This window comes from Sphingomonas sp. MA1305, from assembly GCF_016107325.1.
Taxonomy (GTDB): Bacteria; Pseudomonadota; Alphaproteobacteria; order Sphingomonadales; family Sphingomonadaceae; genus Sphingomonas.
In genome coordinates this window covers 170186-187282 of record NZ_RCVT01000003.1, presented here as the reverse complement: position 1 = coordinate 187282, position 17097 = coordinate 170186, and the positions used below count along the sequence as shown (strand labels likewise).

Here is a 17097-nt window from a genome sequence, read left to right as displayed (position 1 = left end):
ATGACTCGCGATGTTACAACGTAACGCCAAGCTGGCGTCGGCTTGCTTTGCGCCGCGATCTCGCCGGCTGACAAGCCGTAGGCCAATTGATGACAGATTTTTTATTGATCCGTCATGATCCTCCGACGGCTGTTCCAAACGTGATGCAGCCAAATCGAGGTGCTTGTAAGCATAGCCGACAATCACCCGGCATAGTCAGGCTGCACCATCTCCTTCTACATTTGCTGAGGCTCGCGTTCCAACAGCTATCGGATAGCAATCCCGTCCCTTCGGCTCATGCGACAATCATCAATTCGATCAAATCGAACAACGCGCCCCGCTCGGCGTATCGCGCAAGCACATCTCAGCCCCTCTCGCAATTGCCCGCTCTACTTGATCCTGCCTCCGAGCCCGCCGTGCGGTTCATGCCGCCTCGGCGAGCCGATTAGCGGCCGAACAGGCGCTGAGACGCCGCCTGGACGTCACCACTGCCGTCATCCAGCGTCCCCCGGGCCCGTCGGTTGTCACGTGGGTGGATCACCCACGCCCGCCGCAGCATGAAGCAGGAGGTCAGCTGCTTCCGCTGAGAATTTCCTGGCGGATGATCTGCGCACCAGCCGCCAGCGCTCTCAGCTTGCCCTGAGCGACGTCGCGCGCCAGGGGGGCCATGCCGCAATTGGTGGCGGGGTAGAGCTTGTTCGCATCGACGAAGCGCAGCGCGCCGCGCAACGTGTCAGCGACCTGTTCCGGCGTCTCCACCGTGGCGGTCGCGACGTCGATCGCGCCGACCATCACCTTCTTGCCGCGGACCAGTTCGATCAGGTCCATCGGCACGCGAGAGTTCTGACATTCCAGTGAGATGATGTCGATCGAGGACCGCTGCAGGTTCGGGAAGGTCCGCTCATATTGCCGCCATTCTGATCCGAGCGTCTTCTTCCAATCAGTATTGGCCTTGATGCCATAGCCATAGCAGATGTGGACTGCGGTTTCCGCCTTGAGCCCTTCCGCCGCGCGCTCCAGCGTGGCGATGCCCCAGTCGTTGGCCTCGTCGAAAAAGACGTTGAAGGCGGGCTCGTCGAACTGAATGATGTCAACGCCCGCCTCTTCCAGCTCACGCGCTTCCGCGTTGAGGATGCAGGCGAATTCCCACGCCAGTTTCTCGCGGCTGCGATAGTGCGCATCATAGAGCGTGTCGATCATCGTCATCGGCCCCGGCAGGGTCCATTTGATCAGCTGATCGGTCTGCGCGCGCAGGAAGCGGGCATCCTCGACGAACACCGATTGCGGGCGGGAGACGGCGCCAACCACGGTCGGCACGCTGGCGTCGTAGCGGTCGCGGATGCGCACCGTCTCGCGTCGGTCGAAATCGACACCATCGAGATGCTCGATGAACGTCGTGACGAAATGCTGGCGCGTCTGTTCGCCATCGCCGAGGATATCGATACCCGCCTGCCGCTGATCGTCGACCGCCAGCCGCACCGCGTCCCGCTTGCCCGCGACCAGTTCCGCGCCCGCCAGCTTCCAGGGCGACCACAAAGTCTCGGGCTGGGCGAGCCAGGAGGGCTTGGGCAGGCTGCCCGCGGTGGTCGTCGGCAACAATGTCGTCATCGGAAAATACCTTGTGCGAGAAAGGGGATCAGAGGGCGCAGTCGGCGGACCAGCGCCGCAGCGCGGCGCCGTGCGGGCGCATCAGATGCTCCTCGGCGAAGCGGCCCTGCTCGAGCGCGAGCCGGCTGCGCTCCTGGCGATCATAGACGATGCGGGTCAGCGAATAGTCCTGATAGGTCAGGCTCGGCTGGTATCGCTCCGCCGCGACCGAATTGGCGTTGTAGATCTCGGGGCGATAGATCTTCTGGAACGTCTCCATCGTGCTGATCGTGCTGGCGAGTTCGAGATTGCTGTAATCGCTGACCAGATCGCCGACATGATAGAAGGCGAGCGGCGCGACGCTGTGCGGCGGCATGAAATAGCGCACCGTCATGCCCATCTTCGCGAAATAGCGGTCGGTCAGCGAGGATTGGTCGTGCCGGTATTCGACGCCGAGGATCGGATGGACATTCGCCGTGCGGTGATAGACTTCCTTGCTCGACACGCTGAGGCAGATCACCGGCGCCTTGCGGAAACGGTCGCGATAGACGTCCGATTGCAGGAAGCGCTGGAAGAGGCGGCCGTGAAGCTCGCCGAACCCCTCCGGCTCGCCGCCCTGTCCGGTCTTGAGATGATCCGGCAGCACGACGCTGAAGTCGTAATCGCGGATGTAGGAGGAGAAATTGTTGCCGACCATGCCGTCGCTGCGGACACCGCTGGTCCGGTCGGTGACGGCGGTGTGCAGCATCTCGATCAGCGGAAAGGCCGCATCGCCCGCGCCCTCTCTGGAAGCCAGCGCGACCGAGAGGATGGTCAGCGCCACCGCATAGCGGTCGCCCGTCGGATTGTCCCAATGCATCAGCGCGTTGAAGCGGCGGTCGATCATCACCAGCGTGTTGCGCAAATTTTCCCGCCGCCGCTCGCCGCGGGCGAGATTGGCGAAATTGGTGGTGATCCGCGTATTATCGGCCGGGCGATACTCCTCGTCGAAGGGGATGCTGCCGATCGTGAATGTGAACCCGCTGTCCGTCATGACTCACCTGCTTGTGCGGACAGCGGTCAGGTGAGAGCGCGCAAGGCGGACGCGAGCCCGGACAGCGACAAGCCACGGACCACGGCGTCGTGCGCGATCCACCGGAGGAACCCCGTCCGAGGAACGTTATGGCGTCGATCGGCAGGTCTCCTGGCTTACGGGTCAATGCAGCGGCTCCGGCCTTCCCAGGCTCCTTGCAAGAGCCCAGTGACACGTCATGGAGCCGCCACTCGCCGCTTACAGTTGCGGGGGCAGCGCCGGACTCTGCCCATCACGGGCACCACCGGCTTCCCGTCTTAGCTCCATCGCCATGCCTGGGATGGAGAACCTCGACACGGCCTATCCACACCAACTCCGCCGCCATGTCAATCCTGATATAAAGATATGTTTATATCTTGATGTTTCGCGGTTTGATGGTCGGGCTTGGTAAGCAAAGCTTGACGCCGGAGTCCGGTTTCTGCGATCGCCGGGGCGTCGAGGTTCCTTCGCCGAATGGCCGAAGGCTAAGACGGGAAATCGGTGCGATGCCGATGCTGCCCCCGCAACTGTAAGCGGCGAATGGCCATCCCCTTTGCGTGTCACTGGCGTTTCAGCGCTGGGAAGGCCGGGATTGCCATGATGACCCGTGAGCCAGGAGACCTGCCGATCGACGCCATAACGACCACCGGCGGGGTGTCCGGTCTGGCCGCTGCGTCGCTGCGGGGAATGGCCCTTCCCCGTCCGCCTCTGGCGTCTGGAAACCCTCGCGCTTGATTGAGGACCAGCATGTCACAGGACGATCGCAGCCCCCCTATCCAACTGATCGACATGGTCTTTCCCGGCGACGCCAATCACCATGGTACGTTGTTCGGTGGCATCGCCTTGGCTCATATGGACAAGGTCGCCTTTTTGGCCGCGTCGCGCCATGGTCGCGCGACGTTCGTCACCGCGTCGTCAGAGAAGATCGACTTTGCCGCCCCGGCCCGCGTCGGCGATATGGTCGAGGTGACGGGACGGGTCGTCCGGGTGGGACGAACGTCGCTGGACGTCGAGGTCGAACTGGTCGCGGAGGCGCCCGTCTCGGGACAACGACATGTCTGCACCCGCGGTCGGTTCACGCTCGTCGCGGTCGGGATCGACCATCCCCTGCCCCCGATCGCGTCGCCGGTACCGCCAGAGCCGCCCGCTCCGCTGCGGATGGTCGACATGATCTTTCCCAATCAAACCAATCACTATGGCACGCTGTACGGAGGGGACGCGCTTCGCATGATGGGCAAGGCGGCCTTTATCGCATCCACCCGCCATGCCCGGGCGGTGATGGTCATGGCCGCGTCCGACCGTATCGACTTCCGCTCTCCCATTCGCGAAGGAGAAATGGTCGAGCTGGCGGCCAAGGTGCAGATGACCGGGCGAAGCTCGGTACAAATCGGTGTCGAGCTTCGCGCCGAACATCTGTTGACCGGCGAAACGCGGCATGCCGCCACCGCGACGTTCACGATGGTGTCAGTCGATGACCGTGGCCAGGCGAAGCGGTGGCACGCGGCGTGATGTGCCGAACGGCGGCTCGCATTTCGGTCGTGGATAGAGAATGACACGTCTTCTCAACGCTGGGAGTCCGAAGCGGAAGACGACATCAAAACCATCATCTTCGTGAGCCTAGCCGCCTCCCGCCGGTGTCGCCTACCCGCTCGCTGGCTGGGCGGGGAGTGGCTTAGGGAGCGCACAGCCAGTCACGTCCGTGGCGAGGTGCCCCGCATCACGCGCACTCAGGGTTATCGCTTCGCCCCCCGTCAGCTTTATCCCGCCCGATGAGGGGGCCTTTCATTCGACCATCGCCCGCCGCCCTGCTACCGATCGATGGGCCGTCGTCTACCGTCGCCGCCGCTGAGCAGGCTGGCCCTTGGGACGCGCCGCATGGCCGCGATCCCAATCCAGCCAAGCCCTCGTCACCGCGACGCCCAACGCTCCCGTAGATGCTTGCGTCAGGGATATCGCCGCGGCGTCCGGGGTTGGGCGTTGATGCTGCTTCGTCTTCTCGCCGCCTCCCCCATCATGCTCGCAACCGCCGCCGCGGCGCAGACCGTGCCGCTCGGCGTCAATCTCGAACGGTTCAACTATCCCGCGCTGGTCCACTGGTTCAACGCCACCTCCCAGGGGCGACCCGTCCGCATGGCCTATCTCGATTGGCCGGCGACGGGTCGGGCGAACGGCACCACCGTGGTGCTGTTGCACGGCAAGAATTTCTGCGCCGCGACGTGGGACGAGACCGCTCGGGGGTTGGCGGCCGCCGGGTACCGCGTCATCGCACCGGACCAGGTCGGTTTCTGCAAATCGTCCAAGCCAAAGGGCTATCAATACAGCTTCCACGCCATGGCGACGCTGACCGCGACGCTTCTCGATCGGGCGGGCGTCGGCAAGGTGGTCCTCGTCGGCCATTCGACCGGCGGCATTCTCGCCGCCCGTTTCGCACTGCTTCATCCCGATAGCGTCGCGCATTTGGTGCTGGTCAACCCGCTCGGCCTCAACGACACGCTCAGCGAGGGCGTGCCCTACACCGATTTGGGTCAGCTGCGTGCCGAGGAGGCGAAGACCGACGCCGCCTCGATCAAGGCCTATCAGCTACGCAATTACTATCATGGGGTGTGGCGCCCGGCCTACGACCGTTGGGTCACCATGCTGGCCGGCCAATATGCCAGCCCCGATGGCGACATCGTGCGGGATGCCCAGGCGCGTCTGTCGGACATGATCCAGACCCAACCCGTCGCCGCCGAGCTGCCCCGCCTGGCGGTTCCGACCACCCTCATCATCGGCGAGCGCGACCGCACCGCCTTTCGCGCAAGCAGCGCCCCGGACGATCGGCGGGCAAATGTCCATACCGTGCCGCAAGCGGCCGAGGAGGCGGTGGGTCGCATTCCCGGCGCTCGCCTGATCCGCCTCGATGATCTCGGGCACGCGCCGCAGGTCGAGGCGCCGGCGGTGTTTCTGGGTGCACTCCGCTCCACATTGGCGCCGTGACGCGGCAGGCGATCGTCATCGGATGTGCCGGCGACATCCGGTATTGGCGATATACTTGCACCTCGCTTTGAGGATCGCCAAAGCTCACCAGATCATACGGCGTGATCGCATGATCTGAAAAGTCTACCTACCGTCTGAAAGCCGCTCGGCGGAAATGCCGCCGTTGCGGAAGAAGCGCCTTGGCGCCGCGGCAAAGTCTGCCTTCCGATCGCATCATGGTTGCCAGCATGACGAAACGAAGCAGATCTCGAAGCCCGCCTCGACGTCGGCCAACCGCCAGGACGAGCAGCCGAGCGACATCACCCGGTTCCCCCATGGTCGCTCACCGCCACGCGACGTCGGCGCCGCCATGCCGCAAAGGCGACGAAGGCAACGAGCATCGCGCCCAGCGGTCGCGCTCGCCCCGCCACACCTGGTCCAGAGCGTCCCGCCATCCGATCATCCCTTGAAGCCGAAGCTGCGCCGCCTGCCCCGGTCCATCCGGACTGCTCCGCCATGGCGCTGGCCGGATGGACATGAGCAGGCGGGCGACCATCATTTCCGCTCTGCTCCGTCGGGCGTAGAGGCGCCCCTCCTTCCACCTGCCGTTCGAGTTCCGCGTTGAGCTCGGCGCCCAGCAGAAAGACGTAGGCGGTCAGCCATAGCCAGGTGAGGGTTACGATCACCGCGCTCAGCGAACCGTAGGTCGCCCCGTAATTGCCGAAATGCGCGACATAGAAGCCGAATGCCGCCGTCCCGGCCAGCCACAGCACCGTCGCGCCGATCGAACCCGGCGACAACCATATCCAACGGGGCTGGCGATTGTCCGGCCCGTAACGGAAGAGCACCGCCGTCGCCGTGACGACGAGCAACGCCAATGCCAGATAACCGGCAACACGTATCGCGGCCAACACGATGCCCGGCGCGTTCGGGACCAGGCCGCCCAAGAAGGTCAGCAGCATCGTCGTGCCCATCCCGAGGAAGATCATCAGCACGCCACCCGCGACGACGGCGAAGCGCAGGACATTGAGCCGGACGAAGCCGCGCGTCTCTTCCGTGTCATAGGCGACGTTCAGGCCCGTGATGATTGCCGACGACCCTTTCGTCGCGCCATACCAGGCCAGGATCGACGCGATGATCAGGCCGACCCCCTGCTTGTCCTTTGCACTCGCGGTCACGGTCAGCAGCTGATCGGTGATGATCGAGGCGGCATCGCGCGGCAGCGATGCGAAGACCGCCTCGACGTTGTGCCGTACCGTCTCGCCATCGGCGAAGAGCCCGTAGCTCAGGACGACCGCCCCAAGCGTCGGAACGATCGCCGCGAATACGTAGAAGGCGATGCCGGCGGCGATGATGCCGATATTGTCCTTGTCCATCTCCTTCCAGGTGCGCTGGAGCACCGCCAGCCACCCCTTTGCGGGCACCTGCATCGGCGAGTGCGCGCCTTCGCCGGCGCGATGATCCGAAACGCTCATGCCGCCTGCTCCCGGTCGCCGACGGCATGCTCCAGACTGGCTTCGACGGCAGCGCCCAGGCTCCCGACATAGACGTCGGCGCCCAGCGTTTGTTGTATCTCGCGGCTGGTCAGCGCCGCCTCTCCTTCCGGCCACAGGCCGACGAGGATGGGCACGTTGCCGGCCCGCGACCGGATACGACGGATGAGATAGCGCAGCTTGGATGGTGATCCGCTGATCTGCAGATAGGAGATGCACACCAGTCGCGCCCGCGACACGTCGAGGCGGTCTATATTCACGCGCGAACCCGCCTCATGCGAGACACGGCTGACGCCGAACCCGCGCTTGGCCAGGAGCTGCTCCAGCATGGCGGCGACCGCATCGTCGAGCACGCCGCGGCCGGCGATGCACAGCACGCTTCCGTCGGCTTGCCAGGTGATCGGAGCCAGTGGGAGCGTGGACGGCGCGGTTTCCTGAAATCCCGCATCGCCTTCCGGCAGCGGGGTCAACGAGCTGCCACCCAATTGTGCTGGGCTCGCCGTATCATCCTGCTCCCGCAATTCATCGACGAGCACGAGCATCGAGTCGACCACCTTGGCGGCGCGCTCGTGCGTGATGGCACCCCGCTCGACGTCCGCCGCCGCCATCTTCAAGGCCGCCAGCGCCACTTCGTCATAATAGGCCGTCAGGGACCGAGTCGCGAGTTGGCTTTCCGCCTGCTCCAGCGCTTCATCGGGATCCTCGGCGAGCATGCGCTGGTAGAAACGTTCGACCGGCGTAAGTGCCGGACGATCACCGAGCAGCACGTCTAGGAACTCGAGGCTGGGGATGTGGCGCCCTAAGACGACGAGGAGCAGCGTGAGCGGCATCGACAGCACAAGCCCGACCGGACCCCATATCCACGTCCAGAAGACGGCCGCGAGCACGACCGACAAAGGTGAAAGGCCCGTGGAGTGGCCGTAGAGGAGGGGCTCGACGACATAGCCGATCAGCGGCTCCAGGATCAGGAACAGGGCCGCCACCATCAGCACGGTGGACCAGCCGGGGTCTCCGCCCGCCGCCACGACCAGAGGCAGCGCCGCTCCCAGTAAGGCGCCAATATACGGGACGAAGCGCAGCACTCCGGCGAGAATGCCCCACAGCGCCGGGACCGGCAGCCCGATCAGCCAGAGGCCGATACCCACGGTCAGCCCAAAGCTGCCGTTCACGGCGAGCTGAGACAGGAAATACCGGCTGAGACGCGCTCCGGCGTCGTCCATCGCCGCCGTCGTGCGATGCAGATCCGACGACCCGAATAGACGGATCAGGCGGTCGCGCAGATCCTCTTTCTGCATCAGAATGAAAACGGCCACCACGAGCACGATCACGAACGTCTCGAACGGCGCCACCACCGGACTAAGATAGGTGCCGACCTCTTCCAATACCGGAGTCTGCTTCTCGACCACCCGGACGATCATCGGATGAGTTCGCGTACCACGCTGGACACCCGGATCAGGCGCCGGCGCCGACATTGGGGTGGTTGGACGGAGAAACGGCAGGCGCTTGGTCAGATAGCCACTTGCGCCATCGATCTTGGTCTGGATCGTGGCGACATAGCTCGGTGCCTTGTCGGCAAGAGACGCCGCCTGGGTGCCGACCAAGGTGCCCACCCCTCCCAATATGCCGAGTGTGCCCAGCACCGCGACGAAGATCGCCAGTCCCTTCGGCATCCGCAGGCGCCGCAGCAACAGCACGATCGGCGACAGCACGAACGACAACAGGATCGCCAATGTGATCGGAACCAGGACGTCCTTTGCCAGGAACAGCCCTGCGATCACGACGACAGCCACGGCCAGACCCAGCAAACCGTCCCGGCTGGGCACCTTTGCGGCAATGACGCCGTTTGCCCGAGCCGCCTGCGCCATCCCCTTATCCATTTACGTTCCCTTCGGAATAGGCAAACTCCCGCTGGCTTGGTTCGGTCCACCCGCGTGCCGACGGACGTACAAGGGGCTTCTAACAGGCGATTGCTCGGGCGGCCGTGGACCTGCTCTCCAACCCCGCGGGTCGGACTGATCGGATAGCGGCGCCGTCGGCTCGTACGACAATGGCGAGGAGCAGCGATATGGCCGTGGTGAGAAAAGGGCAGTCCCGCGGGAAACCCGGCGTGCACTCTTCGTTGAGCGGTGCCGGCATTCGCCGGCTGACACGAGGATGATCCCGATGGCTGTGAAGTTTGCTGGAACGATGAATGCGATCAATCGCGGCCTGGACGCGACCAAGCCCACAAAGGGCGCCGACATGGTGGAAGATTGGGAAGCTGCGCTGGCCGACGTCGAGATTTCCGGGGCGAAGGGTATCCTCCGCGATCTCGCATCCTTGCGCAAACAGCTCGAAAAAGGCGAGCCGGATGCTGATCGGGTTCACGCCCCGCTTCACCGCCTGGGGACCGCCACGACCAAAATCGCTGACAAGGCGGACAAGAACCAGGATAAGCTGAAGGCTCTCGGCGAGGCGCTCACCGAGGCTGGCGAGGATCAGCCTGACGAGGAAGAAGATGTCGCGGCCGCTGCCGCCCCGAAACGGGCGCGCAAAAAGGCATAAGCGTTCGGGAGCGGCGCAATGCCGCTCCCGCCGTTGCATCGCCGAAACCGTCACTCCGATCGAAAGGCCTACGTGCTATCTTATTGCCGCCGCCGGTCATGGCGGATCATCAAGCGCATCCTGTCACGGCCGCGGATTCGGCGGCGCAATCTGACCGCCAGCACCGCCTCATGATCAGATCGGCATGCGTCACCGCCAATTTGGCACCCACATCCGGGCGGCCCGTGCTTCGGGCAGACGGTCCGACGGCTGTCGGCTCGATCATCCCCGACGCGATACGGTGGTAATGCGAGGCACCGAGCCGCCAGTCACCCCTGATGGCCGATACATCGTCGTTCGCGGGCGCCTGTGGCGGAAAGCCAACCCCGCGCTCGCCGCGGAGGCTCGGCAAACGCTCGTCGCAGATTTGATGAAGGCTAGGCGAGCCGTGCGGGACGCCGTTCGGATCCGGGACGATATGTCCCTTCGCCAAGCGCGCCAAAGCGTCAACGACGCCAAGGTTGCCCTCGGAGAACGCGGCCCGGTTTGGTGGACGGATGGCGCACCCGACCTCAATCGGCGCCTGGCGCGTAACACCATCTATGCGGAATGGTACGCAGCCTTGCCAGACCAGCCCTGACGATCTGGCCTAGACTGCTCCCCACCAGACGAAATCACTTGCCGGTGGGAGGGGCCGCGTGAACGGGATCAGGCGCGGACACCATGCGCAGCGTCTGCTCCTGACTGTCCGGATCGATCCGCCGCGTGCGACCGATGTGCGCGACCTTGACCGCCCGGCCGGTCTGCAGTGCCTCGACAATCGCCTCGATGACCAGCAGGTCGGCGAGACCTTCTTCCCCGTCGGGTTCAGGGCTGCGCTCCTCGAGAATGCAGTCCGAGAAATATTTGAGCTCACCGCCGAACTGGTCGGTAGCCTTGAATGTCTGCTCGGTGAGCTCTTCGCCGATGCGCCGACGATGGGCCAGCCCCTGACCGAAGCCGAAGGCGGGGTCCATCTGGATAGACCCTTCCGTCCCGGCGATCGTCAATTGGTCGACCTGATTGGCGTAATAGCTGACGGTGAATTGTGCGAGGCGACTACCCGGCATGCGCAGCGTGACGGCGAACGTATCGTCGAGATCGCCGAAACCGGACTCGGGATGCCGGGTCGCCACCGCGGAAACGACCTCGAGCGGCTCCGCTCCGAACAGATATCGAATGGCGTTGATCGGATAAGGCGCCATGTCGAACAGCGGTCCTGCCTCGATCCCGTTCGACGCACGGTGGTTGGCGGGATCGACCATCTGCGTGAAGCAGGCGGTAAAGGCGATCAATTCGCCGAGTTCGCCGGCGCGTATCCGCCGGATCGCGTCGAGTGTCGCCGGCTCGAAGTGCAGGCGGTAAGCGGTCATCAACTGCGCCTTGCCCTTGGCCGCCGCGGCGATGATTTCGCGTGCCTTGGCGGACGACACGTCGAGCGGTTTTTCGGAGAGCACGTGAATACCCGCCTCCAGGGCGGGCACGGCGAATTCGGCATGCCGCCAATTGGGCGTAGCGAGGTAGATCGCGTCGATCTCGCCCGATGCCAGCAGGGCCGGAAATTGTTCGTAGCCGTAGAGGCGCTTGACGCCGTAGCGCTTGCCAAGCTTGGTCAGCTTCTCCGGATCGCCCGACACCAGTGCGGTGATGGTCGAATTGCCGGTATGCGACACGCCGGGCATCAACGCCTCCTGCGCGATGTCGCCGAGGCCGACGACGGCATAGCGAACCTTGCGGCCGCCGAGGCCCAGTGCCGAAGCGATACTCATCCGAAGCTCCTGATCGTGATCCATGGCGCAACCGCTTCGGATGGGCAGATGGTTCCCCGCCGGGAACTCGCGATTGATCATCCGTCCAAATCGATCAGAGCATCGCCGGCCAGGTCGGGACGCGACGGTGATACCGCGCCACCGCCCTAGACAGCGACGCCGCCCCGCCCGGCCGAAGGCCGCACCGTCACCGTTGCTTCTTGGTGATCGTCGCGGTGAAATCCGGATCCTTCTTGGCGACCCAATCGACGAACTTCCGCACGTTCGGATTGTCCAGCAGGCCGGTGACGTTCATGCCATGCCGCTGCAATTCGGAATTGGTGAAATTTGCGGTCAGGGTCTGCTGGCAGATGCCATGCATCGGCACGACGTCGCGCCCGCCGCGGCTTTTGGGCACGGGATGATGCCAGACGATGATCTTTCCGGTCGGCCGTCGGCAGAGCCAGCACGGGACTGGGGCCGCCGGCGCGTCCTCGTCCTGCGGAAGGTGATCGTAGGGATCGTGTTTCGAACGCCTGGCCATGGCTCGATCTGACTGCGTTGATTGCCGCCGCCTGTAGCGAAGCGGTCTGCTGCCGCATATAGCGCGTTTGCACGCGGCAAGCCGCCGGCAGTATCCCGGAAGGGTCTCAAGGGAAAAGCAATGACGGATTCGCTCAAACCTTGGGACGCGTCGCTGGTCCGCTTATGGCTGGAGCGGCGTTTCACGGCCTCTCGACTGGATCAGGCGGCGCCGGACCGGCGCGGCTATGAAGGCCGGGATGATTTCGACAAGGCTGCGGCCGAAGAATGGGTCTGCCGCCTGCTGAAGAACGCCGACTGCACGAATGACCAGATGACGTTTGCCACCCGCCTGAAGGCGCTCATCGCACAGGAGGATTATCCTGCGACGGGGATGAACGACGATGCCCGGTTCGAACGGCACGTTCGGTCCTATGTGCGGAAGCTCGCCAAGATGACGAAGGCCAACGACGGCTTCGGAAACACCTTTCGCCATCAGTAAGCGCGCGCGTCCGTGTCGGCGAGCGGCGCCGAGGGCTTCGGAGCCATGTGATTGGCCGGTAACCAGACGTAAGGAGCGAGGCGCTAGGTCGGGACCACTTGTCAGGAGCCCGAATGCCGATCCTCTCCGCCACGTCCCGCCGCATCAAGATCCTGATCGTGCTCGTGATCGGATTGTTCGTGGGCGTATCACTGATCGCTAGCGGCCTCGATCGGCATGCCGATCGCCTGTTCGATCCCCTGCGGGCGATCGCCGCCCCGCGCACCCCAAGCGGCAAGATCGTCGTCGTTGAAATGGACGCAGCCAGCGTCGCGGCGATCCGGCAATGGCCGTGGCCACGCGATCACTATGCCATGGTGACCGATCGCTTGCGCCGCGCCGGCGCCGCATCGATCACCTTCGATGTCGACCTGTCGTCGGCCAACACGCCTGCCGGCGACCGCAGCCTCGCCGCCGCCCTCGCGCGGGCGGACGGGATGGTCGCGCTGCCGACCTTTGCCCAGCAGGCCCGATCCGGCGACCGCCGTTCGATCGACGCATTGCCGCTGGCTATGTTCCGCCCGCATGCCGCCCTCGCATCGGTCAGCATGCAGCCCGACAGCGATGGTGTGGTGCGGCGCGCGCCCTTCGGCACGATCACCGTCGGCACGCCGCGCCCGTCGCTGTCGGCCTATATCGCCAAACGATCGGGCAGCGCCGACACCTTCTTCCCCATCGATTTCGGAGTGAACCCGGAGCGCCTGCCGCGCCTGAGCTTTATCGACGTGCGCGATGGACGCTTCGCGCCAGATGCGGTGCGGGGGCGGGACATATTGATCGGCGCGACCGCGATCGAAATGGGGGATCGCTACGCGACGCCTCATTGGGGCGTAATACCGGGTGTCATCGTTCAGGCCCTCGCCGCGGAAACCCTGCTGCGCGGCATACCGACGTTCGGCAGCGCGGCGATCCCAATCGCGCTGGCATTGCTGCTCGGGGCGCTGGCCGTCGTGCCGCGGCGTCTAGTCTCGGCATGGCTACTTGCTGCTGCCGCACCGATCGGTCTCGCCGGTCTCGCGATCGTTGCGCAATCGACCCTCGGCATCGTCTATCCGGTGACCGCGCCGATGGCGGTGCTGATCGTCATCCATGGCATGTGGCTGCTGCTGCGCCTGGCCGACCGTGCGGAGCAACAGCGCTGCATCGACGAGGATACCGGCATCGGCAACCAGCGTGCGTTCCTCCGCGACTTCGGGTCCGCGGCACCCGCGCCGGTCCTCGTCGCACAGGTCGGCAATTTCGATACGGTGGTGACTCTGCTCGGCGAGCGCGCCGGGCACGACCTGATCCTGCGCCTCGCCGAGCGGTTGCGGATCGCGGCCGCCGATGCGGCCGTCTATCGGATTGGCGACCGGCTGCTGGCGATGCGCCTCGACATGTCGGCGGAGGAGCGGGTCGACTTCCAGGAAGGACTGCGTGCGCTGCTGACGCAGCCGGTCGAGATCCTGGGCCGTCGCGTCGACGCCGCCGTCCATGTCGGCATCGCCGATCAGGGACAGAGCCTACACGACCGCCTGATCGACGCGACCCGCGCCGCCAACGAGGCCGCAGCCGAAGGCGTATTCCGTCGCGACAGCACGGTGGACGTCGAAGCGATGGAGCGCCGCCTGGTGCTGATGGGCGAATTGGATCAAGCCATCGCCCGCGGCGAGATCGAGGTGCATTACCAACCCAAGCTCGATATCGGCACCGATCGCATCACCAGCGTCGAAGCGCTCGTGCGATGGCGGCATCCCGTACGCGGCCTGATCGGGCCCGATGCCTTCATTCCCTTTGCCGAACAGTCGGACCGCATCGGGCCGCTCACCCTGTACGTGATCGAACGCACGATGCGCGACCTCGGGCAATGGCGCGAACACGGTCTGATGCTGAGCGGCGCCGTCAATCTGTCGGCGACGCTGATCGCCCTGCCGGCATTCGCGCAGGCTGTCGATACGCTGCTTGCCGGCAATATCGTATCGCCCGAACATCTGATTTTCGAAGTGACCGAATCCGCAACACTGGCCGACCCCGAACGCGCCGCGGCAACGCTACGCCGCTTCCGCGCCCAAGGCGTCGGCATATCGATGGACGATTACGGCACCGGCCAATCGACGCTCAGCTACCTGCGCCAGCTGCCACTGACCGAACTCAAGATCGACCGCAGCTTCGTACAGCACGCTGCCCACAACCACGCCGATGCCCTGATGGTGCGATCAACCATCGCGCTCGCCCACGATCTGGGCCTCAAGGTCGTTGCGGAAGGGATCGAAGACCAGGACTGTCTCGCATTCCTGCGCACGGCGGGATGCGACATGGCGCAAGGCTATCTGATCAGTCGCCCGCTACCGGTCGATGCACTCGGAGCGCTGCTGCGGAACAGGCTCGCCGCTTAGACCCCGTCGAGCCGTCGGCTGTCCTTCGCAGCCCGTCCCGCGCGATCCGGGGCTGCCATGTGCCGGCCTGCCCCGCCAGCCGGGGTGCAATGGACACGATCGCATGGCGGGGAAGCCGCCGGTCTCCTTCCGGAAAGCAAGCCTGTCTCAATAGCCTCGTGGGAGTGCGGGGAGGCTCATAACGAGGGGGTCGGCTGGCGTATCGCTGATGAGGGAAGTGGATTCCGGCGCGCGACACCGTCGGGTCAGGTGTCGGGCAGCTCGAGGGCTTCCGAGATCTGCTCGGCGGTCAGGGCTGCGTCGCACGAAAGCGCCGACCCCAAATGACGTCACATGACGCGAGCGCCGTGGCGCCTGACCGAACAATCGCACCTGCGCCACCTCCCCGACGCGCGGCGCGGCGCGGCGCGGCGCGCATATGCACGCACGTGCCCGACGCAGAAAGGTTCAGGCGATGGGCCCGCTCGATCGCTTCCGTCAGCGTGACTTCGGCCGGCAAGAAGGTCCCGTCGCGTCGCGATCGAAGTTGATGCACGGCGCGCCTCCGGATTCATTTCCTCCAGAGTAGCAGATGCACCCTAAACCTTGATCTTCTTCAGGATACCATCAGCGGCAGTACCGGCATCCTTGGCCGCTTTTGCCGCGGCATCCGCGGCCGCCTTTGCTGCATCCTCGGCGGCCTTCTGTGCGGCCGTCGCGATATCGGCTTGCTGCTTCGCGGCATCGGCCGCTGCTTTCGCGGCTGCCTGCGCCGCGTCCTTCGCGGCCTTTTCTGCGTCCTTGGCCGCTTTATCCTTGGCCATCTGGTCCGCATCCTCTGCCGCTTTCGCGGCATCGGCGGCGGCCTTCTGCGCCGCTTGATCGGAGGCAGCTTTCGCTGCTTCCTTGGCGGCCTTGTCAGCGGCCGCCTGCGCGGCCTGGGCGTTGGCCTTCTCCGCCGCTGCCGCCGCATCGCTCGCGGCTTGCGCCGCTTGCGCAGCGGCTGCCCGCGCCGCGTCATCCGCATTGGCCTGGGCGGCCGCCTTGGCCGCATCGTCCGCCATCTTCGCGGCTCGTGCCGCATCCGCCTGTGCCTGCGCGAGCATGGCCGTCTTTGCCGCAGCATCGGCTTCCGCCTTCGCGGCTGCCGCAGCGGCGTCTGCTGCCGCTTGCGCAGCAGCATTGGCCTGAGCGGCGGCGGCGGCTTTGGCGACATCGCTCTGCGCCTTGTCGGCGGCGGCCTGTGCCGCCACGCTGGCGGCTTGCTGAGCCGCCGCCGCTGCATCCATGCTCGACTGCTCGGCGATCCGTTTCGCTTCGGCGGCTGCAGCCGCGCTCTCGGCCTGCCGTGCCGCGGCCTCGGCAGCCTCATGCTGCCGGGCAGTCGCGGCGGCAGTGGCCTCCGCCAGTTCGACCGTCTTGGTGGTGCTGGTGGCCGCCTCGGTGGCGATCTTCGTCGCCGTCGCCACGGCCGCGATATCAGCCGCGCCACCGATGTTGCCCGATACCAATCCGTTGGTCGTCTTGCTGAGCGAAACCGGGGCTTCGTACACCGACGTCACGATGGCGCCGGCCGCGGCGGGGGCAACGCCGACCGCGGGCGATGCGGAAGCGCCGTTTGCCCCCTCGGCAGGAGCATCGGTGCCTGCCGGCGCGGAGATCGCCGGACCGGCGGTGCTGCCGGACGCCGGCTGAGCCGGAGACTGAATGGTGCGACGCACGCTTCCCGACTGGATCTGCAACTGGAAGACGTTGCTCGAGCCGATGAAGGCAACGGATCCTGGCCGCACAAGCTCATGGGCGCCGCCGTCCCCGGTGGCGACGTCCACCGCGCCTTCCAGCACCTGCACGGACGATCCTTGCGGGGTCACGCCGACGCTGAACGTCGTGCCTTTGACGACCGCGGCCAGATACGGCGTCTTGACCTCGAAATGCGGCGCCATCTTCTTCTTGATCATGAAGACGACGTTGCCGAATTCCTGGAAGACCTGGGTAAGCCCGCCAGCATTGGCTTCGACTGGCAGGCGCAGCTGCGACGCAGGGGCGACCATCATGAATTCCGTGCCGCGGACCAACACGGCGCGGGCGCCGGTGCCGGTGGTGACGACGTCACCCGGCGCCACGGCATTGCCACGGACAGCGACCTTGGTGATGCCGGCATGGGAGATGCGCACCGCGCCGCTCGATTCGCTGATCGTCCATCCCGGCTCCTGCGCAAGAGCCATCGTCGAGCATCCAGCGGCCAGTATCGCCAGCGTGCGCTTCAGCATTTCGTCCCCTTTTCGACGCGCGTCACACGACGCGG

The 17097-nt window shown here is 65.3% G+C and carries 12 protein-coding genes and 2 riboswitches; of the genes, 5 read left to right on the top strand and 7 right to left on the bottom strand.

Translation table 11 applies throughout. The features are described 5' to 3' along the window. Positions 1 to 549 precede the first annotated feature (549 nt). Both D9601_RS13850 and D9601_RS13845 read right to left on the bottom strand, forming a co-directional pair. Positions 550 to 1587 (bottom strand): methionine synthase, encoded by a 1038-nt coding sequence (locus D9601_RS13850; RefSeq protein WP_198354636.1) that lies wholly within the window; start codon positions 1585 to 1587, stop codon positions 550 to 552. 28 nt (positions 1588 to 1615) lie between these two features. After that, on the bottom strand, positions 1616 to 2599 hold the full coding sequence (locus D9601_RS13845; protein ID WP_198354635.1) for a putative oxygenase MesX: 984 nt from the start codon (positions 2597 to 2599) through the stop codon (positions 1616 to 1618). Between the two features lie 123 nt (positions 2600 to 2722). Next, a riboswitch (cobalamin riboswitch) is annotated at positions 2723 to 2947 on the bottom strand. 114 nt (positions 2948 to 3061) lie between these two features. Then, positions 3062 to 3260, top strand: a riboswitch (cobalamin riboswitch). 104 nt (positions 3261 to 3364) lie between these two features. Here D9601_RS13845 and D9601_RS13840 point away from each other — a divergent pair. Beyond that, positions 3365 to 4126, top strand: coding sequence for an acyl-CoA thioesterase (locus D9601_RS13840; protein WP_198354634.1), 762 nt, complete (start codon positions 3365 to 3367; stop codon positions 4124 to 4126). A gap of 471 nt (positions 4127 to 4597) precedes the next feature. After that, complete coding sequence (locus D9601_RS13835) at positions 4598 to 5593, top strand: alpha/beta fold hydrolase (RefSeq protein WP_232474210.1); 996 nt, start codon at positions 4598 to 4600, stop codon at positions 5591 to 5593. A gap of 299 nt (positions 5594 to 5892) precedes the next feature. Here the strand turns inward: D9601_RS13835 and D9601_RS13830 are convergent, their stop codons facing one another. Next, on the bottom strand, positions 5893 to 7047 hold the full coding sequence (locus D9601_RS13830) for a YihY/virulence factor BrkB family protein (protein WP_198354633.1): 1155 nt from the start codon (positions 7045 to 7047) through the stop codon (positions 5893 to 5895). Next, on the bottom strand, positions 7044 to 8942 hold the full coding sequence (locus D9601_RS13825; protein WP_198354632.1) for an AI-2E family transporter: 1899 nt from the start codon (positions 8940 to 8942) through the stop codon (positions 7044 to 7046). The genes D9601_RS13830 and D9601_RS13825 overlap by 4 nt, the downstream gene beginning before the upstream one ends. A gap of 286 nt (positions 8943 to 9228) precedes the next feature. On the opposite strand from D9601_RS13825, the gene D9601_RS13820 reads away from it, so the two are divergent. Then, positions 9229 to 9609 carry a hypothetical protein gene (locus tag D9601_RS13820; RefSeq protein WP_232474209.1) on the top strand — a complete coding sequence of 127 codons (381 nt, stop codon included), beginning with the start codon at positions 9229 to 9231 and terminating at the stop codon, positions 9607 to 9609. Between the two features lie 653 nt (positions 9610 to 10262). Here D9601_RS13820 and D9601_RS13815 read toward each other — a convergent pair. Together D9601_RS13815 and D9601_RS13810 are read right to left on the bottom strand one after the other, a co-directional pair. Beyond that, positions 10263 to 11396, bottom strand: coding sequence for a Gfo/Idh/MocA family protein (locus tag D9601_RS13815; RefSeq protein ID WP_198354631.1), 1134 nt, complete (start codon positions 11394 to 11396; stop codon positions 10263 to 10265). Positions 11397 to 11583: 187 nt separating this feature from the next. Beyond that, positions 11584 to 11919: a hypothetical protein gene (locus D9601_RS13810; protein ID WP_198354630.1), complete on the bottom strand. Its 336-nt coding sequence runs from the start codon at positions 11917 to 11919 to the stop codon at positions 11584 to 11586. A gap of 120 nt (positions 11920 to 12039) precedes the next feature. On the opposite strand from D9601_RS13810, the gene D9601_RS13805 reads away from it, so the two are divergent. After that, complete coding sequence (locus D9601_RS13805; protein WP_198354629.1) at positions 12040 to 12399, top strand: hypothetical protein; 360 nt, start codon at positions 12040 to 12042, stop codon at positions 12397 to 12399. A gap of 113 nt (positions 12400 to 12512) precedes the next feature. Further along, positions 12513 to 14813, top strand: coding sequence for a putative bifunctional diguanylate cyclase/phosphodiesterase (locus D9601_RS13800; RefSeq protein WP_198354628.1), 2301 nt, complete (start codon positions 12513 to 12515; stop codon positions 14811 to 14813). 578 nt (positions 14814 to 15391) lie between these two features. Here D9601_RS13800 and D9601_RS13795 read toward each other — a convergent pair. Next, a complete protein-coding gene (locus D9601_RS13795; protein WP_198354627.1) occupies positions 15392 to 17062 on the bottom strand; it encodes a FecR family protein in 1671 nt (556 codons plus the stop codon). Positions 17063 to 17097: the final 35 nt, after the last annotated feature.